The following is a 17,524-nucleotide window of genomic DNA, read 5'->3' on the forward strand; positions in this document are numbered from 1 at the left end:
GTCATGGGCAAGGAAAAGAACCCCCGCCGCGTGGCAGACAACGAAGCAATGGCAAAACTGCGCATGCTCCGTACCTCCCCGCAGAAGCTGAATCTGGTTGCAGCGATGATCCGCGGCAAGAAGGTTGAAAAGGCCCTGACGGACCTGACCTTCTCGAAGAAGCGTATCGCAGTTGACGTGAAGAAATGTCTTCAGTCGGCCATCGCAAACGCCGAAAACAACCACAACCTGGACGTCGATGAACTGATCGTCGCCGAGGCCTATGTGGGCAAAAACCTGATCATGAAGCGCGGTCGTCCCCGTGCACGTGGTCGTTTCGGCAAGATTCACAAGCCGTTCTCGGAACTCACCATCAAGGTGCGTCAGATCGAGGAGCAAGCCTAATGGGTAATAAAACCAATCCGATCGGCATGCGTCTGCAGGTCAACCGCACCTGGGACAGCCGCTGGTACGCCGACACCAAAGACTACGGTGATCTTCTGCTGGAAGACCTCGCGATCCGCGATTTCATCCACGAAGAATGCAAGCAGGCCGGTATTGCCCGCGTGATCATCGAACGCCCCCACAAGAAGTGCCGTGTGACCATTCACACCGCGCGTCCGGGCGTGATCATCGGCAAGAAAGGCGCTGACATCGAAGTTCTTCGCAAGAAACTGTCGAACATGACCGACAGCGAACTGCACCTGAACATCGTTGAAGTGCGCAAGCCGGAACTCGACGCTCAGCTGGTTGGCGAGTCGATCGCTCAGCAGCTGGAACGCCGTGTATCGTTCCGCCGCGCCATGAAGCGTGCCGTGCAGAACGCCATGCGCATGGGCGCTCAGGGCATCCGTGTGAACGTTGCTGGCCGTCTGGGCGGTGCAGAAATCGCGCGTACCGAATGGTACCGTGAAGGCCGCGTGCCCCTGCACACCCTGCGTGCCGACATCGATTATGCCAACGTAGAGGCCACCACGCCCTACGGCATCATCGGGATCAAGGTCTGGATCTTCAAAGGCGAGATCATGGAGCACGATCCTCAAGCGCGTGACCGCAAGGCACAGGAACTCCAGGATGGTCCGGCCCCGCGTGGCGCCGGCGGCCGTCGCTAAGAGGGGTATGAGAAATGCTTCAACCTAAGCGCACAAAATTCCGCAAAATGCAAAAAGGCCGGATTCACGGCGAAGCAAAAGGCGGTAGCGACCTGAACTTTGGCACCTATGGCCTGAAAGCTCTTCAGCCTGAGCGCGTTACCGCGCGTCAGATCGAAGCCGCTCGTCGTGCCATGACCCGCCACATGAAGCGTCAGGGTCGTGTTTGGATCCGTATCTTCCCGGACACCCCGGTCACTGCCAAGCCCATCGAAGTTCGTATGGGTAAAGGTAAGGGCTCGGTCGACCGCTGGACCTGCAAGGTCAAGCCCGGCCGCGTGATGTTCGAGATCGACGGCGTTGGCGAAGACATCGCGCGTGAAGCGCTGCGTCTGGCTGCCATGAAGCTGCCGATCAAGACCCGCGTTGTGGTCCGCGAAGACTGGTAATCCGGTCTGTGGGCATCTGCCCGCACGGTACGAAAAAGGCCCCCGGCGTTCCGCGCCGGGGGTTTTCTTTTGTCGAGGTCTATTCAGTACAAGTAGAGGAAAGTCATTCAATATAGTCTCCATTTTGTTCGGCCCTTTGTGGTGCCAAATATGGGTCATCAACTCAAACCGGAGACGAAAACAATGACCCGCATTCTTCTGACCACCGCCGCAATCGCTATCAGCGCAAGCAGCGCCTATGCCCAGCAGACCGACGTGACCGCCGCCGCCTTGGCGGAGTTGGCGCAATATCAAGCCGCCGAAGCCGCAGTCGCGCAGCGCCTTGAGACCTTTGACACGCTCGATTTCGAAGTGTTCTCGGGGCGGCAGTGGGACCGCCTGCACGAAAGCCATGCCGAGGACATCAAGGTGCACTGGCCCGATGGCCGCATCACCGAGGGGCTGGATGTGCATATCGCTGATCTTGAGGCTTTCTTTGTCTATGCGCCCGACACCCGCATCGAAACGCATCCGATCCGCATTGGGCAGGGGGAATGGACTGGCGTGGTTGGTGTGATCGAGGGCACCTTTTCCGCGCCGATGCCGATTGGTGACGGTCAGTTCATTGAACCCACTGGCAAACCCTACAAGCTGACGATGGCCACCATTGGCCATTGGAACGACGAAGGCGTCATGGATGAAGAGTTCCTGTTCTGGGACAACCTGACCTTCATGCGCCAAATCGGCCTGGCCCAATAATCACGGCCTTAGGCAGGCCCCCTGTCCTCTTGGCGCGGGGGTTTCTTTGCGTGTAAGGAGGCACTGCGCGACATACCCTTAGACCGGAGGCATCCCATGCCGGAAATCTCATCTCTGTTTGTGACCCGCTTCTATCGCGCCCGCCTGTCAGAATTTGGCCCGGCCATTGACGCCGATGAATTTGAGTCGTCCTGCTATTCCATCGCAGAAGATGACGAAGCGGGGCAGGAATGGTGCGAAACCGAAGGCTATCCCGGTTATACGTCCTATGCATCGCTGACCGATCTGCCGTGGCGGTTCCCGATCTTTGCCGATCTGGTGAAATCGCTGGATCTGCACGTGGCCGAATTCGCCAAGGATTTGGAGTTTGATCTGGGCGGCAAGCAATTGGTGCTTGAGGATCTGTGGATCAACATTCTGCCTCCGGGCGGCACCCACAGCTCGCACCTGCATCCGCATTCGGTCATTTCTGGCACGACCTATGTCGCCATGCCGGAAGGGGCCTCAGCGCTGAAGCTGGAAGACCCTCGGTCCGCACGGATGATGGCAGCACCACCGCGAATTAAAGGCTGCCGGGAGGAGCTGAAAACCTTCGTTTATCAGCGCCCGCAAGTCGGGGATGTGCTGCTATGGGAAAGCTGGTTGCGCCATGAGGTGCCGCTGAACATGGCCGATGAGGACGAACGCATCTCGGTCAGCTTCAACTACAAGTGGGAGTAGGGGGCGGCCCAATCGACGTTGGTTGGACCCGCATCCCAATTGCCCATCAGTTAGGGGGAAACGGCGGTACAATCCGGTTCAAAGTCCCGAGTCGGAGGTCGAGCGCAGCGCCGGATTTCTTTCCGGGCGCGCCTATGCCCAAAGGCCCTTGCCACATTGGGATAACAGGCGTATAGACCGCGCTCATGCACGAAGAAACGGAATCGGTGCGCCTTGGCGCATAGGTTTCGCTTTTTGTCTTATAACCCACCAGGTGCACAGGTGACCCGGAAAAATATGTCCGGAGCTTGCTGGTGTTAGAAAGGAAAAGGCGATGAACGCCAACGAACTGCGTGACAAGACGCCGGACGAGCTCCGCGACGAACTTGTTAATCTCAAGAAAGAAGCATTCAATCTGCGCTTTCAGCAGGCCACCGGCCAGCTGGAGAACACTGCCCGCATCAAAGTTGTGCGCCGCAATGTTGCCCGCGTGCAGACCGTGCTGAATCAAAAAGCTGCGGCCGCAGCTGGCAACGAATAAGGAGCCTGAAAGATGCCCAAACGTATCCTGCAAGGCACCGTCACCAGCACGGCCAACACTCAGACCGTTACGGTTTCGGTTGAGCGTCGCTTTAAGCACCCGGTTCTTCAGAAGACCATTCGTAAGTCCAAGAAGTACCGTGCTCATGATGAGAATGAGAAATTCAACGTCGGCGATTCCGTACGCATCATCGAATGCGCGCCGAAGTCGAAAACAAAACGCTGGGAAGTGATCGCCGAGTAATCGGTACCACCTAACAGTTATTCGAAACCCTGGGGGACAAAACAGACCAGCCCCCACAGGTCGGGAGAAACCACATGATCCAGATGCAGACCAATCTGGATGTCGCTGACAACTCCGGCGCACGCCGAGTTCAGTGCATCAAGGTCCTGGGTGGTTCCAAGCGGAAATACGCGTCGGTGGGTGACATCATCGTCGTATCCGTGAAAGAAGCCATCCCGCGCGGTCGCGTTAAGAAAGGTGATGTCCGTAAGGCCGTCGTCGTTCGCACCGCCAAGGAAGTTCGTCGCGAAGATGGCACCGCCATCCGCTTTGACCGCAACGCAGCCGTTATCCTGAACAACTCGGGTGAGCCGGTTGGCACCCGTATCTTCGGGCCGGTCGTGCGTGAACTGCGCGCCAAGAACTTCATGAAGATCATCTCGCTTGCTCCGGAGGTGCTGTAATGGCTGCTAAACTCCGTAAAGGTGACAAGGTCATCGTTCTTGCTGGCAAGGACAAAGGCAAAACCGGTGAAATTACGTCGGTTGACCCCAAAGCCGGCAAAGCTGTTGTTGACGGTGTGAATGTCGCCATCCGCCACCAGCGTCAGACCCAGTCCGAACAGGGCGGCCGCCTGCCGAAGGCACTGCCGATTGACCTGTCGAACCTGGCCATCGTTGATGCGAACGGCAAAGCAACCCGCGTTGGCTTCCGTGAGGAAGACGGCAAGAAGGTCCGCTTTGCCAAGACCACTGGGGACGTGATCTGATGCTGGACACCGCAAACTACACCCCGCGTCTGAAGGAACTGTATGCTTCGACCGTTCGTGCCGCTCTGAAAGAAGAGTTTGGCTATAAGAACGACATGCAGATCCCCAAGCTGGAAAAGATCGTTCTGAACATTGGTTGTGGCTCTGAAGCTGTCAAAGACAGCAAGAAAGCCAAATCCGCTCAGGAAGATCTGTCGACCATCGCAGGTCAGAAGGCACTGACCACGAAAGCCAAGAAGTCCATCGCTGGCTTCCGCGTTCGTGAAGATATGCCGCTTGGTGCAAAGGTAACCCTTCGCGGTGACCGTATGTACGAATTCCTGGATCGTCTGATCACCATCGCAATGCCCCGTATCCGCGACTTCCGCGGCGTATCGGGCAAGTCGTTTGACGGCCGTGGCAACTACGCCACCGGTCTGAAGGAACACATCGTGTTCCCGGAAATCGACTTCGACAAGGTGGACGAAACCTGGGGCATGGACATTGTCATCTGCACCACCGCCAAGACTGACGCAGAAGCCAAAGCGCTGTTGAAGCAATTCAACATGCCGTTCAACAGCTGAGGGATCGGGATCAATGGCTAAAAAAGCAATGATCGAGCGCGAAAAGAAGCGTCAGCGTCTGGTAGCGAAATTCGCCGCCAAGCGTGCCGCTCTGAAAGAAATCGCGAATGACGAATCGAAGCCGATGGAAGAACGCTTCAAGGCTCGCCTGAAGCTGGCAAAACTGCCGCGCAACAGCGCTGCTAACCGTCTGCACAACCGCTGCCAACTCACTGGCCGTCCGCATGCCTACTACCGCAAACTCCGCATCAGCCGTATCATGCTGCGCGAGCTTGGGTCGAACGGCAAGCTGCCCGGCGTTGTGAAGTCGAGCTGGTAAGGAGATCACGATATGAACGATCCTATCGGCGATATGCTCACCCGTATCCGCAACGCACAGCTGCGTGGCAAGTCGACGACGTCGACCCCCGCTTCGAAGCTGCGTGGTTGGGTTCTGGATGTTTTGGCTGACGAAGGCTACATCCGCGGCTACGAAAAAGGCACTGATACCGCAGGTCACCCGACCTTTGAAATCGGCCTGAAGTACTATGATGGCGCTCCGGTTATCCGTGAGCTTAAGCGGGTTTCGAAGCCCGGCCGTCGCGTGTACCTCAGCGTCAAGGAAATCCCGCAGGTTCGTCAGGGCCTGGGTGTTTCGATTGTCAGCACGCCCAAAGGCGTGATGTCGGACGCAAGCGCGCGCAGCCAGAATGTTGGCGGCGAAGTGCTCTGCACGGTCTTCTAAGGAGTAGGCAATGTCTCGTATTGGCAAAAAACCGGTCGAGCTGCCCTCGGGTGTTTCGGCAACCGTGTCCGGCCAGACCGTAGAAGTGAAAGGCCCGAAAGGCGCCCAGACCTTCACCGCGACTGATGATGTGACCATCACCGTCGAAGATAACATCGTATCCGTTGCGCCGCGTGGCAAGTCCAAGCGCGCTCGCCAGCAGTGGGGCATGAGCCGCACGATGGTGGCCAACCTGGTGCACGGCGTAACCAACACCTTCAAGAAAGAACTTGAAATCCAGGGTGTGGGTTATCGTGCCGCGGTTCAGGGCAACGTGCTGAAGCTGAACCTCGGCTACAGCCACGATGTGAATTTTGACATTCCGGCAGGTGTAACGGTAACCACCCCCAAGCCGACTGAGATCGTGATCGAAGGTCACGACGCTCAGGAAGTTGGCCAGGTGGCTGCTAACATTCGCGACTGGCGTCGTCCTGAGCCCTATAAGGGCAAGGGCATTCGCTACAAGGGCGAATACATCTTCCAGAAGGAAGGCAAGAAGAAGTAAAGGTGTCGCAACATGGCTAACAGCAAACGTGTCCTGTTCCAAAAGCGCCGCCTGCGCGTTCGGAACAAACTCCGCAAGGTCAACGCTGGTCGCGTTCGTCTTTCGGTTCACCGTTCGAACAAGAACATTTCGGTTCAGCTGATCGACGACGTTCAGGGCAAAACCCTGGCGGCGGCCTCGACCCTCGAAAAGGATCTGGGCTACGTCGGTAAGAACAACGTAGAAGCCGCCACGAAAGTGGGTCAGGTGATCGCAGAGCGTGCCCTGGCCGCTGGCGTGACCGAAGCCTACTTCGACCGCGGTGGTTTCATCTTCCACGGTAAAGTGAAGGCTCTGGCCGACGCAGCCCGTGAAGCTGGTCTGAAGATCTAAGGGACGGGCGGGCCTTGGCTCGCCCCCCAAAGTTCGGGGCTTCGGCCCCAGTAAGGTGGGTGAAAGCCCACCTTACATTTTGCAGGCGGAAACGCCTCGATGATCCGGGAAACGTCGATTTCACCTGGATTGGAAAAACCGGTGCTCTTGGGCACCAGATTTAAAGGAAAGCCAAATGGCAGAACGTGATAACCGCCGTGAAGGTGGCCGCGGTCGCCGCGACCGTGAGGAAGCAGCACCCGAATTCGCAGATCGTCTTGTCGCGATCAACCGTGTGTCCAAGACCGTAAAAGGTGGTAAGCGCTTTGGCTTCGCCGCACTTGTGGTTGTTGGCGACCAGAAAGGCCGCGTCGGCTTTGGTAAGGGTAAGGCGAAAGAAGTGCCCGAAGCCATCCGTAAGGCGACCGAGCAGGCGAAGCGCAAAATGATGCGCGTGCCGCTGAAAGAAGGCCGCACGCTGCACCACGACATCGAAGGTCGTCATGGCGCAGGCCGCGTCGTAATGCGCACTGCACCGACCGGTACTGGTATCATCGCCGGTGGTCCGATGCGTGCCGTGTTCGAAATGCTTGGTGTTCAGGACGTGGTCGCAAAGTCGATCGGTTCGCAGAACCCCTACAACATGATCCGCGCAACTCTCGACGGTCTTGGCAAAGAAGCCAGCCCCCGTTCGGTGGCTCAGCGTCGCGGTAAGAAAGTGGCCGACATCCTGCCCAAGCGCGATGACGCCCCGGTTTCTGAGGAGGCATAAGAGCAATGGCTAAGACAATTGTTGTTAAGCAGATTGGTTCGCCGATCCGCCGCCCCGATGTCCAGCGTCGCACGCTGATCGGTCTGGGTCTGAACAAGATGCACAAGACCCGTGAGCTGGAAGATACACCTTCGGTTCGCGGCATGGTCAACTCGATCCCGCACCTGGTGGAGATCATTGAAGAGCGCGGTTAATCGCCTTTTCTGACCTAGACTTAAGCGCCCCTCGGTTCCGCCGGGGGGCGTTTTCTTTTGGGTAACGGGCGCAGTCGGGCGTCCCACCCGCGCCGCCCGAGCCCTCCTGCGCCCATGCGCTGCGCGCGACCTGTTGATGCCCCTTGTGCTTTATTCGCCGACCGATCAGTCTGCTTATTGGGAGGAGACTCAGATGGCATTGGATATCGCGCAGTTTGATCTGAACGGGATTGGGGCAGAGTTCATTGAAAACCCGCACCCGACCTTGCACGCGCTTCGAGCGCAAAGCCCGGTGCATCGGAACCCGGACGGATCGGTGTATCTGACGCGCTATGACGACTGTGTGAAAGTCTACCAAAGCCGCGATATGCTGTCGGACAAGACCGAGGAATTTGGCCGCAAGTTCGGGCAGTGCCCGCTGCAGCGCCACCATGTCACCAGCCTTGTGTTCAACGACCCGCCGTATCACACTGCGGTGCGCAAACTGCTGGCCTCGGCCTTTACGCCGCGCAAGCTGGCGGAATTTGATCCGTTGATCGAAGGGATCGTTTCGCGGCGTTTGGACCGCGTCGCGGAGATGGGCGAGTTCGATATGATCGACGATTTCGCCAAGGTCCTGCCGACCGAGATTATTTCCTTTATGTTGGGCATTCCCGAAGACTACCGCGCCCGTCTGCGCGGCTATTCACTGGCCATTCTGGGTGCGCTAGACCCAGTTGTTTCGCCAGAGCGGATTGAGGCGGGCAACGCCGCAGTGACCGAGTTTTCAGAGCTTCTGGACGATCTGATCAATCACCGCCGCAACAACCCCGAAGGCGCAAAGCAGGGCGAGGTGCTTGAGGCGCTGATCTTTGGTGAACATGATGGGCGGCGCCTGACGCAGGAGGAATTGATCCAGAATTGTATCTTTCTGCTGAACGCAGGCCATGAAACGACAACGAGCCTTGTTGGCAATTCCGTGGGCGTGTTGCTGGACAATCCCGACCAGCATCGCCTGTTGCTGGACCAGCCGGATCTGATCGGTTCAGCGATTGAGGAATTCCTACGGGTGGAAAGCCCGCTTCAGATCGGCAACCGGCTGGCAGGTGCGGATATCGAACTGTCAGACTGCGTCTTGCCGAAGGGCACGTATATTCACACCTCCATCGCGGCGGCGAACCGGGATCCGGCGATGTTTCCCGATCCAGACCGGGTGGACATCACCCGCAAACCCAACCGCCAGATTGCCTTTATCACGGGCATTCATGTGTGCCTTGGCGCGACGCTGGCGCGGATTGAGGGCAAGATCGCCATAGGCCAGTTGGTCTCGCGTTTCCCGCATCTTCGTGAAAACGGCCCGCGCCAAAGGATGCCCTTGGCGCGGTTCCGTGGTTTCACGTCTTTGCCGGTCCGGGTTTAAGCCGTGGCCGCAATGTAGATCAGGTAGAGGCTGGACAGCGTGCCCATGACAAAAGCAGGCACGCGGACAAAGCTGATGCCTGACCAATAGAGCGGGACATAAAGCGCCCGTCCCAATACCAGTACTGTCAGGGCTATTGCGACGCCGGGATGCTCGGGGGCGGCCAAATAGGCGGCGAGCATGGCGGGAACCGCATAGGCGGCTGATTCCGTTTGGTTCTGCAAACTGCGGGTGATCCGCAGGCCGAAGGCGGTTTCTGGGCGCGCATCTCGATTGGCGGAAAAGCCGAAAGCGAATCCTTGGGTCGCGTAGGTGTGCATGATGGACATGCCGACAATGACAAGGGCAATCAGCCCATAAAGGGATAGGGCAATCGGGAAAGTCATGACGTCTCCTATTGGTTTGGAGTGGTGGTAAAATTGGTTAAATCGGGTTATTTCTACCCGAGTGACTAGAAATAACAATCCAAGTGGTTAGAAATAATGGGGCGCTCAAGAAAACGTGATCCGGGCGATGCTCTGACGGCGGCGATGCAGCTGTTCTGGCGGCATGGCTACGAAAGTGTCGGAACCCGCCAGATAGAAGACGAGGCCGGGATCACACGATTTTCCTTGCAGACGGTCTATGGCGGTAAGATGGGCTTGTTCCTTGCCGCTCTGGACCACTATCTGACGCTGTTTGAGGCGGGGGCAGCGCCGCGATGCGCGCCTGATGCGATCGGCGAAATCGCGGACTGGTTTTTGCGCCGCACCGCGCCTGAGGTCATGTCCGAGGACATGCGCAACGGATGCCTCGCGCTTAATAGCTTGATCGAATTTGGCGCGGGTCACCCCGAGATTGAACAACGGGCCGCACGATATTTTGCCTTGCTGCGCGGGCGTTTTTCCGAGGCGCTGACAAGATTGCGTGACACGGGCCAATTGGACGGCGCGATTGACCCGCAACAGGGGGCAGAGCTTTTGCATGCTTCGGCATTGGCAATGGCGATGCAGATCCGGGCGGCTGGTGACAACGGGGCCGCAGCGCCGCTGGCGCAGGCGACGGCGACGATGGTCCGGGGATGGGCGAAACAGGCTTGATCCGGGGGAAGGGGGCGTTTATATGCGCCCGGTGCCCCTTTGGGCGCAGAATCAACAATCAAGAAAAGCCGTGGTTGGCCCGATCGCTTCGTGGGTCACATCCGGCAATGGAGAAGCGATATGAAACTGCATGAACTTCGCGATAACGAAGGCGCAACCCAGCGTAAAAAGCGCGTCGCGCGCGGCCCGGGTTCGGGCAAAGGTAAGACCGCTGGCCGTGGTATCAAAGGTCAGAAGTCGCGTTCGGGTGTGGCCATCAATGGCTACGAAGGCGGCCAGATGCCGCTGTACCAGCGTCTGCCCAAGCGTGGCTTCAACAAGCCGAACCGCAAGGCCTACGCCGCCGTCAACCTGGGTCTGATCCAGAAGTTTGTCGAAGCTGGCAAGCTGGACGCAACGGCCGCCATCACCGAAGACGCGATGGTTGCATCGGGTCTGGTACGCCGCAAGCTGGACGGCATCCGCGTTCTGGCCAAGGGTGAAATCACCACGGCTGTGAACCTGGAAGTGACCGGCGCGTCGAAATCGGCAGTCGAAGCCGTCGAAAAAGCCGGTGGCTCGCTCAAGACCGCGGCAGCTGCGGCTGAATAACGGGTTGTGAGCGGCGACGCCGCCGCTTACATAGTCCCCAGAGTTTTCCCGAACGCCGCCAGAGCTGGAAACTGCTCTTGGCGGCGTTTGTCCGACAAGAGAGACCCGCATGGTATCTGCAGCAGAACAAATGGCCGCCAACACAAGCTGGGCGGCTCTGGGCAAGGCGAAGGACCTGCGCAGCCGGATTTTCTTCACGGTTGGCCTTCTGATCGTCTATCGCCTAGGCACGTTTATCCCGGTTCCGGGCATCGACGGTGTCGCGCTTCGCGAATTTATGGAACAGGCCCAGACCGGCATCGGCGGCATCCTGACCATGTTCACCGGGGGCGCTTTGGGGCGTATGGGCATCTTCGCCCTTGGGATCATGCCATACATCACGGCGTCGATTCTGATTCAGCTGCTGTCCTCGATGGTTCCCGCGCTTGAGCAACTCAAGAAAGAGGGTGAAATCGGTCGCAAGAAGATCAACCAGTACACGCGCTATGGCACGGTCATTCTGGCCACGTTCCAAGCCTACGGTCTGGCGGTCAGTCTTGAAACCGGCGATCTGGTGACCGATCCGGGTTGGTATTTCCGCGCGGCCTGTCTGATTACACTGGTCGGCGGCACAATGTTCCTGATGTGGCTGGGTGAACAGATCACCGCGCGCGGCATCGGTAACGGTATTTCGTTGATTATCTTTGTTGGTGTGATTGCCGAAGTTCCCGCCGCTCTGGCCCAGTTTTTTGCCTCGGGCCGTTCGGGCGCAATCAGCCCGGTTGTCATCATCGGTGTGATCTTGATGGTCGTCGCGACGATCACCTTTGTGGTGTTCCTTGAGCGTGCGCTGCGCAAGATTGCCATCCAATACCCGCGCCGTCAGGTCGGTATGAAGATGACCGAAGCGCAGACGTCGCACCTGCCGGTCAAAGTGAACCCTGCAGGCGTTATCCCGGCGATCTTTGCAAGCTCGCTGCTGCTGCTGCCGGTCACGATCAGCACCTTCTCGGGCACAAGCACCGGCCCGATCATGTCGACCATTCTGGCCTATTTCGGCCCCGGTCAGCCACTGTACCTGCTGTTCTTCGCGGGCATGATCGTGTTCTTCGCTTATTTCTATACGTTCAACGTGTCGTTTAAGCCGGACGAAGTTGCCGAAAACCTGAAAAATCAGGGCGGCTTCATCCCGGGCATCCGCCCCGGCAAGAAAACAGCCGAGCATCTGGAATACGTGGTCAACCGCGTTCTGGTTCTGGGCTCGGCGTATCTGGCTGCTGTCTGTCTGCTGCCGGAAATCCTGCGTGGCCAGTTCGCCATTCCGTTCTACTTCGGCGGCACCTCGGTGTTGATCGTGGTCAGCGTGGCGATGGATACCATTCAACAGGTGCAAAGCCATCTTCTGGCGCATCAGTACGAAGGTCTAATCCAGAAATCGCAGCTGCGTGGTAAAGGTAAAGGCCGCAAGAAACGTGGAGGACCAGCGCGCCGATGAACATCATTCTTCTTGGACCGCCGGGGGCCGGTAAAGGCACTCAAGCCCGCATGCTCGTGGATGAGCGTAACATGATCCAGCTTTCGACCGGCGACATGCTGCGCGAAGCCAAGGACAGCGGCACCGAAATGGGTAAGATCGTTGCGGGCGTCATGGCGCGCGGCGAGCTGGTCACCGACGAGATCGTGATTGGCCTGATCCGCGAAAAGCTGGCGGGCGACAAAGCTGGTGGTTTCATCTTCGATGGCTTCCCCCGCACGCTGGCTCAGGCCGACGCGCTGGCGGATCTGCTGGCCGAAACCGGTGAGACGCTGGATGCCGTGGTTGAAATGCAGGTGGACGATGACGCGCTTGTCGCCCGTATCACGGCGCGTTCGACTTGTGGCGGCTGCGGCGAAGTCTACAACGATCAGACCAAGCCTTGGCCTGCCGATGGCAAGTGCGGCAACTGTGGCAGCGACGACGTCAAGCGCCGCGCTGACGACAACGAAGACAGCCTGCGCACACGTCTGATGGAATATTACAAAAAGACCTCGCCGCTGATTGGCTACTACTATGCCAAAGGCGCGCTGAGCTCGGTCAATGGTCTGGGCGAAATCGGCGATGTGAAGGCCGCAATCGCCAGCGTTCTGGACAAGTAACGCGACCATACGAAGACAGGTGACGGGCGGGGGACATCCCCGCCTTTGCCATTTCAGGAAAGAGGGTTGACCCCCAAGTCAATCTCACCTACCTACGCGCATCTCTGTATGAGAATCATTTTGCTGGCCGGGTCGCACCCGGAGGCAGACCACCTGATCAGCTAGGGCCCGTCGGCGCAAAACGCCTCGGGCCTCATGTTGTGAAAAAAGGTTCTGGAGCTACGGAACCGCAACGAAAAGGAAAGTGACACGTGGCACGTATCGCCGGCGTTAACATCCCGACCCACAAACGGGTCCCGATCGCCCTGACTTACATCACCGGAATTGGTCCGGCATCCGCCAAAGCCATCTGCGAAGCAGTGAACATCGAGGCGACTCGTCGTGTGAACGAACTGTCCGACGCAGAAGTGCTGGCAATCCGCGAACACATCGACGCCAACTACACCGTAGAAGGTGACCTGCGCCGCGAAGTGCAGATGAACATCAAGCGTCTGATGGACCTTGGCAGCTACCGTGGCCTGCGTCACCGTCGCAACCTCCCCGTACGCGGTCAGCGTACCCACACCAACGCTCGTACCCGCAAAGGCCCCGCAAAGGCCATCGCAGGCAAGAAGAAGTAAGGGAGGTCCACCGATATGGCACGTGATACCCGCCGTGGGGGCAAGAAAAAGGTCTCCAAGAACATCGCTACCGGTGTTGCACACGTTAACTCGTCGTTCAACAACACCAAGATCCTGATCTCTGACGTGCAGGGCAATGCTATTGCCTGGTCGTCGGCTGGCACGATGGGCTTCAAAGGCTCGCGTAAGTCGACTCCGTATGCCGCTCAGATGGCTGCAGAAGATGCAGGCAAAAAAGCTCAGGAACACGGCATGAAGTCGCTGGAAGTCGAAGTACAGGGCCCCGGTTCGGGCCGTGAATCGGCTCTGCGCGCGCTGGCCGCTGTCGGTTTCAACATCACCTCGATCCGTGATGTGACCCCGATCGCACACAATGGCTGCCGCCCGCCGAAGCGCCGCCGCGTCTGATTTCTCAGATATCTGAGTGGGGCCTTGCCATTGCGCAGGGCCCCATTCCGTCATTTCAACCTCGGGCGTCCTTGACCTTTGGACATGGGGACAAGGACAGGAATGGAGGGACGCATGATCCATAAGAACTGGGCAGAACTGATCAAGCCGGCACAGCTTGACGTAAAACCGGGCAGCGATCCGTCGCGCGTGGCAACTGTGGTTGCCGAACCGCTGGAGCGTGGCTTTGGTCTGACTTTGGGCAACGCCCTGCGCCGTGTGCTGCTGTCGTCGCTGCAAGGCGCGGCCATCACCAGCGTTCAGATTGACAACGTTCTGCACGAATTTTCGAGCGTGGCCGGTGTGCGTGAAGACGTCACCGACATCGTTCTGAACCTCAAGGGCGTCAGCCTGCGCATGGAAGTCGAAGGCCCCAAGCGCCTTTCGATCAATGCAAAGGGTCCGGGTGTTGTCACCGCTGGTGACATTTCGGACAGCGCCGGCATCGAAGTTCTGAACAAAGAACACGTGATTTGTCACCTGGATGATGGTGCCGATCTCTACATGGAACTGACGGTTAACACCGGTAAGGGCTATGTGTCGGCAGACAAGAACAAGCCGGAAGATGCGCCCATCGGTCTGATCCCGATCGACGCGATCTATTCGCCGGTGAAAAAGGTGGCTTACGACGTTCAGCCGACCCGTGAAGGTCAGGTGCTGGACTATGACAAGCTGACCATGAAAGTGGAAACCGATGGTTCGGTCACCCCCGAAGATGCAATCGCTTATGCGGCTCGCATTCTTCAGGACCAGCTGTCGATCTTCGTCAACTTCGAAGAGCCCGAGTCGGCTGGCCGTCAGGACGAAGACGATGGTCTGGAGTTCAACCCGCTTCTGCTGAAGAAAGTGGACGAGCTGGAACTGTCTGTCCGTTCGGCAAACTGCCTGAAGAACGACAACATCGTTTACATCGGCGACCTGATTCAGAAAACCGAAGCCGAGATGCTCCGCACCCCGAACTTCGGCCGCAAGTCGCTGAACGAGATCAAAGAAGTGCTGTCGGGCATGGGTCTGCACCTTGGCATGGACGTCGAGGATTGGCCGCCGGACAACATCGAAGATCTGGCCAAGAAGCTGGAAGACAACTTCTAAGGTTCGGTGGGTTATAAACCCACCCTACGGCGAGGCGCTTTAGCCTCGCCTACCACACTGGGCAGTCCGCCCCAAGGAGAGCGGCTCGCACGCATGGGCCGCCAGACAAAGCAAAACGCCCGTAGAGGGCACATAGGAGAATGACAATGCGTCACGCACGTGGTTACCGCCGCCTGAACCGTACTCATGAGCACCGTAAAGCCCTGTGGGCGAACATGGCGGGCTCGCTCATTGAGCACGAGCAAATCAAAACCACCCTGCCGAAGGCAAAAGAACTGCGCCCGATCGTTGAAAAACTGATCACGCTGGGCAAGCGCGGTGATCTGCACGCCCGTCGTCAGGCCGCATCGCAGCTGAAGCAGGACGCTCTGGTTGCCAAGCTGTTCGAAGTGCTTGGCCCGCGTTATGCCGAACGTCAGGGCGGCTATGTCCGTATCCTGAAAGCTGGCTTCCGCTATGGCGACATGGCACCGATGGCGATCATCGAATTCGTTGATCGTGACGTCGATGCCAAAGGCGCCGCCGACAAGGCCCGTCTGGAAGAAGCAGAAGCTGCTGAAGAATAAGTCGTTCCGGTCACCCGGATCAGGAAGGCCCTGCCATTTGGCGGGGCCTTTTCTTTTGCGCCTATTGCGCAGGGCGGCGGCTGGGTCGCAGGCGTCCGGCGGATTTGCGGCGCATGTGCCGATGGTAAATGTAGCGCGCCACGATATTGGCATAGCCCCAGTTCAGAACGGTATACAGGCCGGGCGTTCGACACAGCCGGGCCAAGAACCGGAAACGAGGCATTTGGTCCCAAAGCACCAGCATCGCATCAAAACCAACATAAAGAGTGCCGTCGTGTACCACATGCAACAGCCGGGTGGCCTGATCTTCGGTCACGCCCCAAAGCGTCAGATCAATCTGGTTTAGGTCATCAAAGGCAATCGGCAGTCCACGCGCTTCGGAATAGTCGGCATAGCTGCACATTTCGCCGTCACAGAAAGGGCAGTCGCCATTGTACAAGGCGCGGGTTCTGGGTGTGGTGTCGGATGTCATGAATGCGTCCTCCAATATCCACATCTCAGGTTAGACTTTGAGGGCCGGGTTGCCAGAGGCGGGTTGTCGCAGCGGTGGGTTGCAATGGGCCCAAGGCTCGCACATATCTGGGCCGAAGAACGGAGGACGACATGCTGCGGATCATCACCCTCTTGGCGCTAATAGCGACACCCGTCTGGGCGGAAACGCGTATCCCGACCAGTCAAGCCGAAATCTCGATGGGCTTTGCGCCGTTGGTCAAACAAGCGGCCCCGGCAGTGGTCAACATTTATGCCCGCCGGATCGTCCAGCAGCAACAAAGCCCCTTCGGCAATGATCCGATCTTTGGTCAGATGTTCCGCGATTTCGGTGAAACCCGGACACGGGTGCAAAACTCGCTCGGGTCGGGCGTGATTCTGAGCGCCGACGGCATTGTCGTGTCGAACTACCACGTCGTCGGGCAGGCCAGTGAAATCCGCGTGGTGCTGAACAACCGCCAAGAATATGAGGCCAGCGTTCTGCTGGGGGATGAGGAAAGCGATCTGGCGATCCTCAAGCTGCATGATGCCGCTGACATGCCGTATCTGAACCTTCGGCCATCGGACACGGTGGAGGTGGGCGAATTGGTGCTGGCCATCGGCAACCCCTTCGGCGTGGGGCAGACGGTTTCGTCGGGCATCGTTTCGGGGCTTGCACGGTCTGGCACGGCGACGGGCAATGCGCGGGGCTATTTCCTGCAAACCGATGCGCCGATCAACCCCGGCAATTCGGGCGGGGCGCTGATTGATATCAATGGGCAGCTGATCGGTGTGAACACTTCGATCCTGACGCGGTCGGGCGGGTCCAACGGCATTGGCTTTGCCATACCGGCCGATCTGGTCGCGCAGTTCATGGCGCAGGCCCAATCGGGCGAGGCGCGGTTCCAGCGCCCTTGGGCTGGTGTGTCGGGGCAGTCGGTGGATGGTGATCTGTCTGAAACGTTGGGGCTGACCGCGCCGGGCGGCGTTGTCTTGACCGAATTGCACAGTGAAAGCCCGTTCCGCAGCGCGGGTATGTTGCCGGGCGATGCGATCCTTGAGGTGGACGGGCTGGCGGTGAACACCCCGCCCGAAGTGCTCTATCGGATGAGTGTGCGCGGCATCGGCAAGGCGGCGGATATCGCCTTTGCACGTGGCGGCGAAGGGCGGAATGCCAAGGTGCAGATGATTGCGCCGCCGGACCGGCCCGCGCGGCAGGCAGTGACGCTTGATGATCGGTTGCCGTTGCAGGGGCTGTCGGTGGCACGGGCCAACCCGGCGGTGATCGCCGAATATGATTTGGCCATCGGCATCGAAGGCATCGTCATCACCGACCCCGGCCCAAATGGTGCCCGCATTGGCCTGCAAGTCGGCGATGTGCTGGTCGCTGTGAATGGCCGCGCGGTTGAAAAGACCAGCGATGTTCCGGCCTTGCTGGGGCGCTCTGGCACCACTTCCATCGAGGCGCTGCGCGGCGGCCGCCGGGTTTTGTTCCGGTTCCGAGGGTAAGG

General features: G+C 58.6%; 28 protein-coding genes. 26 read left to right on the forward strand and 2 right to left on the reverse strand.

What is annotated here, in order from left to right; genetic code table 11:
- The first annotated feature begins 3 nt into the window (after positions 1-3).
- The 17 genes from rplV (at position 4) to PRI8871_RS01795 (ending at position 9,035) form a co-directional block, all read left to right on the forward strand.
- A complete protein-coding gene (gene rplV / locus PRI8871_RS01715; RefSeq protein WP_108884449.1) occupies positions 4-384 on the forward strand; it encodes a 50S ribosomal protein L22 in 381 nt (126 codons plus the stop codon).
- A complete protein-coding gene (gene rpsC, locus PRI8871_RS01720) occupies positions 384-1,091 on the forward strand; it encodes a 30S ribosomal protein S3 (RefSeq protein WP_108884450.1) in 708 nt (235 codons plus the stop codon). The genes rplV and rpsC overlap by 1 nt, the downstream gene beginning before the upstream one ends.
- A gap of 14 nt (positions 1,092-1,105) precedes the next feature.
- Positions 1,106-1,519: a 50S ribosomal protein L16 gene (rplP, locus tag PRI8871_RS01725; RefSeq protein ID WP_108884451.1), complete on the forward strand. Its 414-nt coding sequence runs from the start codon at positions 1,106-1,108 to the stop codon at positions 1,517-1,519.
- 183 nt (positions 1,520-1,702) lie between these two features.
- Positions 1,703-2,257 carry an ester cyclase gene (locus PRI8871_RS01730; RefSeq protein WP_108884452.1) on the forward strand — a complete coding sequence of 185 codons (555 nt, stop codon included), beginning with the start codon at positions 1,703-1,705 and terminating at the stop codon, positions 2,255-2,257.
- Positions 2,258-2,353: 96 nt separating this feature from the next.
- Entirely contained in the window at positions 2,354-2,977 is a 624-nt protein-coding gene (locus PRI8871_RS01735; RefSeq protein WP_108884453.1) for a 2OG-Fe(II) oxygenase family protein, read from the forward strand.
- 313 nt (positions 2,978-3,290) lie between these two features.
- The gene (gene rpmC / locus PRI8871_RS01740; protein WP_108884454.1) at positions 3,291-3,497 is read left to right on the forward strand and encodes a 50S ribosomal protein L29; all 207 of its coding nucleotides are present in this window, start codon (positions 3,291-3,293) and stop codon (positions 3,495-3,497) included.
- A gap of 12 nt (positions 3,498-3,509) precedes the next feature.
- Positions 3,510-3,740 (forward strand): 30S ribosomal protein S17, encoded by a 231-nt coding sequence (gene rpsQ / locus PRI8871_RS01745; RefSeq protein ID WP_108884455.1) that lies wholly within the window; start codon positions 3,510-3,512, stop codon positions 3,738-3,740.
- A gap of 74 nt (positions 3,741-3,814) precedes the next feature.
- Positions 3,815-4,183, forward strand: a complete 369-nt coding sequence (gene rplN / locus PRI8871_RS01750) for a 50S ribosomal protein L14 (protein WP_100164027.1) — start codon at positions 3,815-3,817, stop codon at positions 4,181-4,183.
- Positions 4,183-4,488: a 50S ribosomal protein L24 gene (gene rplX, locus PRI8871_RS01755; protein WP_108884456.1), complete on the forward strand. Its 306-nt coding sequence runs from the start codon at positions 4,183-4,185 to the stop codon at positions 4,486-4,488. The genes rplN and rplX overlap by 1 nt, the downstream gene beginning before the upstream one ends.
- The gene (rplE, locus tag PRI8871_RS01760) at positions 4,488-5,051 is read left to right on the forward strand and encodes a 50S ribosomal protein L5 (RefSeq protein ID WP_108884457.1); all 564 of its coding nucleotides are present in this window, start codon (positions 4,488-4,490) and stop codon (positions 5,049-5,051) included. The genes rplX and rplE overlap by 1 nt, the downstream gene beginning before the upstream one ends.
- A 13-nt stretch (positions 5,052-5,064) precedes the next feature.
- Positions 5,065-5,370 carry a 30S ribosomal protein S14 gene (gene rpsN, locus PRI8871_RS01765; RefSeq protein ID WP_108884458.1) on the forward strand — a complete coding sequence of 102 codons (306 nt, stop codon included), beginning with the start codon at positions 5,065-5,067 and terminating at the stop codon, positions 5,368-5,370.
- A 12-nt stretch (positions 5,371-5,382) separates the two neighbouring features.
- Positions 5,383-5,775, forward strand: coding sequence for a 30S ribosomal protein S8 (rpsH, locus tag PRI8871_RS01770; protein ID WP_108884459.1), 393 nt, complete (start codon positions 5,383-5,385; stop codon positions 5,773-5,775).
- Positions 5,776-5,785: 10 nt separating this feature from the next.
- The gene (rplF, locus tag PRI8871_RS01775) at positions 5,786-6,319 is read left to right on the forward strand and encodes a 50S ribosomal protein L6 (RefSeq protein ID WP_108884460.1); all 534 of its coding nucleotides are present in this window, start codon (positions 5,786-5,788) and stop codon (positions 6,317-6,319) included.
- A gap of 12 nt (positions 6,320-6,331) precedes the next feature.
- Entirely contained in the window at positions 6,332-6,691 is a 360-nt protein-coding gene (gene rplR, locus PRI8871_RS01780; protein WP_108884461.1) for a 50S ribosomal protein L18, read from the forward strand.
- Positions 6,692-6,866: 175 nt separating this feature from the next.
- Positions 6,867-7,442, forward strand: a complete 576-nt coding sequence (rpsE, locus tag PRI8871_RS01785; protein WP_108884462.1) for a 30S ribosomal protein S5 — start codon at positions 6,867-6,869, stop codon at positions 7,440-7,442.
- A 5-nt stretch (positions 7,443-7,447) separates the two neighbouring features.
- The gene (rpmD, locus tag PRI8871_RS01790; protein ID WP_108884463.1) at positions 7,448-7,636 is read left to right on the forward strand and encodes a 50S ribosomal protein L30; all 189 of its coding nucleotides are present in this window, start codon (positions 7,448-7,450) and stop codon (positions 7,634-7,636) included.
- 193 nt (positions 7,637-7,829) lie between these two features.
- Positions 7,830-9,035, forward strand: a complete 1,206-nt coding sequence (locus PRI8871_RS01795) for a cytochrome P450 (protein ID WP_108884464.1) — start codon at positions 7,830-7,832, stop codon at positions 9,033-9,035.
- Here the strand turns inward: PRI8871_RS01795 and PRI8871_RS01800 are convergent.
- Positions 9,032-9,421, reverse strand: a complete 390-nt coding sequence (locus tag PRI8871_RS01800; RefSeq protein ID WP_108884465.1) for an MAPEG family protein — start codon at positions 9,419-9,421, stop codon at positions 9,032-9,034. The genes PRI8871_RS01795 and PRI8871_RS01800 overlap by 4 nt on opposite strands.
- Before the next feature lie 96 nt (positions 9,422-9,517).
- Here PRI8871_RS01800 and PRI8871_RS01805 point away from each other — a divergent pair, with 96 nt between their 5' ends.
- From PRI8871_RS01805 to rplQ, 8 genes are all read left to right on the forward strand, one after another.
- A complete protein-coding gene (locus tag PRI8871_RS01805; RefSeq protein ID WP_108884466.1) occupies positions 9,518-10,114 on the forward strand; it encodes a TetR/AcrR family transcriptional regulator in 597 nt (198 codons plus the stop codon).
- 120 nt (positions 10,115-10,234) lie between these two features.
- Complete coding sequence (gene rplO / locus PRI8871_RS01810; RefSeq protein ID WP_108884467.1) at positions 10,235-10,705, forward strand: 50S ribosomal protein L15; 471 nt, start codon at positions 10,235-10,237, stop codon at positions 10,703-10,705.
- Between the two features lie 109 nt (positions 10,706-10,814).
- Complete coding sequence (gene secY / locus PRI8871_RS01815) at positions 10,815-12,179, forward strand: preprotein translocase subunit SecY (RefSeq protein WP_108884468.1); 1,365 nt, start codon at positions 10,815-10,817, stop codon at positions 12,177-12,179.
- On the forward strand, positions 12,176-12,820 hold the full coding sequence (locus tag PRI8871_RS01820; protein ID WP_108884469.1) for an adenylate kinase: 645 nt from the start codon (positions 12,176-12,178) through the stop codon (positions 12,818-12,820). Before secY ends, PRI8871_RS01820 begins: the two co-directional genes overlap by 4 nt.
- Positions 12,821-13,071: 251 nt before the next feature.
- Positions 13,072-13,440, forward strand: a complete 369-nt coding sequence (gene rpsM / locus PRI8871_RS01825) for a 30S ribosomal protein S13 (protein ID WP_108884470.1) — start codon at positions 13,072-13,074, stop codon at positions 13,438-13,440.
- A gap of 15 nt (positions 13,441-13,455) precedes the next feature.
- Positions 13,456-13,848 (forward strand): 30S ribosomal protein S11, encoded by a 393-nt coding sequence (gene rpsK / locus PRI8871_RS01830; RefSeq protein WP_108884471.1) that lies wholly within the window; start codon positions 13,456-13,458, stop codon positions 13,846-13,848.
- Between the two features lie 114 nt (positions 13,849-13,962).
- Positions 13,963-14,979, forward strand: coding sequence for a DNA-directed RNA polymerase subunit alpha (locus tag PRI8871_RS01835; RefSeq protein WP_108884472.1), 1,017 nt, complete (start codon positions 13,963-13,965; stop codon positions 14,977-14,979).
- A gap of 146 nt (positions 14,980-15,125) precedes the next feature.
- Positions 15,126-15,545: a 50S ribosomal protein L17 gene (gene rplQ, locus PRI8871_RS01840; RefSeq protein ID WP_108884473.1), complete on the forward strand. Its 420-nt coding sequence runs from the start codon at positions 15,126-15,128 to the stop codon at positions 15,543-15,545.
- A 61-nt stretch (positions 15,546-15,606) separates the two neighbouring features.
- On the opposite strand, the gene PRI8871_RS01845 is transcribed toward rplQ, so the two are convergent.
- Positions 15,607-16,017 (reverse strand): thiol-disulfide oxidoreductase DCC family protein, encoded by a 411-nt coding sequence (locus PRI8871_RS01845; protein WP_108884474.1) that lies wholly within the window; start codon positions 16,015-16,017, stop codon positions 15,607-15,609.
- A 131-nt stretch (positions 16,018-16,148) separates the two neighbouring features.
- Here PRI8871_RS01845 and PRI8871_RS01850 point away from each other — a divergent pair, with 131 nt between their 5' ends.
- Complete coding sequence (locus PRI8871_RS01850; RefSeq protein WP_108884475.1) at positions 16,149-17,522, forward strand: trypsin-like peptidase domain-containing protein; 1,374 nt, start codon at positions 16,149-16,151, stop codon at positions 17,520-17,522.
- Positions 17,523-17,524 lie beyond the last annotated feature (2 nt).

Source organism: Pseudoprimorskyibacter insulae, assembly GCF_900302505.1.
GTDB classification, from domain to species: Bacteria; Pseudomonadota; Alphaproteobacteria; order Rhodobacterales; family Rhodobacteraceae; genus Pseudoprimorskyibacter; species Pseudoprimorskyibacter insulae.

Bases quoted from the DNA above. Each gene is read 5' to 3' on its own strand.
- rplV (WP_108884449.1), top strand. From the start codon at position 4: ATGGGCAAGGAAAAGAACCCCCGCCGCGTGGCAGACAACGAAGCAATG.
- rpsC (WP_108884450.1), top strand. From the start codon at position 384: ATGGGTAATAAAACCAATCCGATCGGCATGCGTCTGCAGGTCAACCGC.
- rplP (WP_108884451.1), top strand. From the start codon at position 1,106: ATGCTTCAACCTAAGCGCACAAAATTCCGCAAAATGCAAAAAGGCCGG.
- PRI8871_RS01730 (WP_108884452.1), top strand. From the start codon at position 1,703: ATGACCCGCATTCTTCTGACCACCGCCGCAATCGCTATCAGCGCAAGC.
- PRI8871_RS01735 (WP_108884453.1), top strand. From the start codon at position 2,354: ATGCCGGAAATCTCATCTCTGTTTGTGACCCGCTTCTATCGCGCCCGC.
- rpmC (WP_108884454.1), top strand. From the start codon at position 3,291: ATGAACGCCAACGAACTGCGTGACAAGACGCCGGACGAGCTCCGCGAC.
- rpsQ (WP_108884455.1), top strand. From the start codon at position 3,510: ATGCCCAAACGTATCCTGCAAGGCACCGTCACCAGCACGGCCAACACT.
- rplN (WP_100164027.1), top strand. From the start codon at position 3,815: ATGATCCAGATGCAGACCAATCTGGATGTCGCTGACAACTCCGGCGCA.
- rplX (WP_108884456.1), top strand. From the start codon at position 4,183: ATGGCTGCTAAACTCCGTAAAGGTGACAAGGTCATCGTTCTTGCTGGC.
- rplE (WP_108884457.1), top strand. From the start codon at position 4,488: ATGCTGGACACCGCAAACTACACCCCGCGTCTGAAGGAACTGTATGCT.
- rpsN (WP_108884458.1), top strand. From the start codon at position 5,065: ATGGCTAAAAAAGCAATGATCGAGCGCGAAAAGAAGCGTCAGCGTCTG.
- rpsH (WP_108884459.1), top strand. From the start codon at position 5,383: ATGAACGATCCTATCGGCGATATGCTCACCCGTATCCGCAACGCACAG.
- rplF (WP_108884460.1), top strand. From the start codon at position 5,786: ATGTCTCGTATTGGCAAAAAACCGGTCGAGCTGCCCTCGGGTGTTTCG.
- rplR (WP_108884461.1), top strand. From the start codon at position 6,332: ATGGCTAACAGCAAACGTGTCCTGTTCCAAAAGCGCCGCCTGCGCGTT.
- rpsE (WP_108884462.1), top strand. From the start codon at position 6,867: ATGGCAGAACGTGATAACCGCCGTGAAGGTGGCCGCGGTCGCCGCGAC.
- rpmD (WP_108884463.1), top strand. From the start codon at position 7,448: ATGGCTAAGACAATTGTTGTTAAGCAGATTGGTTCGCCGATCCGCCGC.
- PRI8871_RS01795 (WP_108884464.1), top strand. From the start codon at position 7,830: ATGGCATTGGATATCGCGCAGTTTGATCTGAACGGGATTGGGGCAGAG.
- PRI8871_RS01800 (WP_108884465.1), bottom strand. From the start codon at position 9,421: ATGACTTTCCCGATTGCCCTATCCCTTTATGGGCTGATTGCCCTTGTC.
- PRI8871_RS01805 (WP_108884466.1), top strand. From the start codon at position 9,518: ATGGGGCGCTCAAGAAAACGTGATCCGGGCGATGCTCTGACGGCGGCG.
- rplO (WP_108884467.1), top strand. From the start codon at position 10,235: ATGAAACTGCATGAACTTCGCGATAACGAAGGCGCAACCCAGCGTAAA.
- secY (WP_108884468.1), top strand. From the start codon at position 10,815: ATGGTATCTGCAGCAGAACAAATGGCCGCCAACACAAGCTGGGCGGCT.
- PRI8871_RS01820 (WP_108884469.1), top strand. From the start codon at position 12,176: ATGAACATCATTCTTCTTGGACCGCCGGGGGCCGGTAAAGGCACTCAA.
- rpsK (WP_108884471.1), top strand. From the start codon at position 13,456: ATGGCACGTGATACCCGCCGTGGGGGCAAGAAAAAGGTCTCCAAGAAC.
- PRI8871_RS01835 (WP_108884472.1), top strand. From the start codon at position 13,963: ATGATCCATAAGAACTGGGCAGAACTGATCAAGCCGGCACAGCTTGAC.
- rplQ (WP_108884473.1), top strand. From the start codon at position 15,126: ATGCGTCACGCACGTGGTTACCGCCGCCTGAACCGTACTCATGAGCAC.
- PRI8871_RS01845 (WP_108884474.1), bottom strand. From the start codon at position 16,017: ATGACATCCGACACCACACCCAGAACCCGCGCCTTGTACAATGGCGAC.
- PRI8871_RS01850 (WP_108884475.1), top strand. From the start codon at position 16,149: ATGCTGCGGATCATCACCCTCTTGGCGCTAATAGCGACACCCGTCTGG.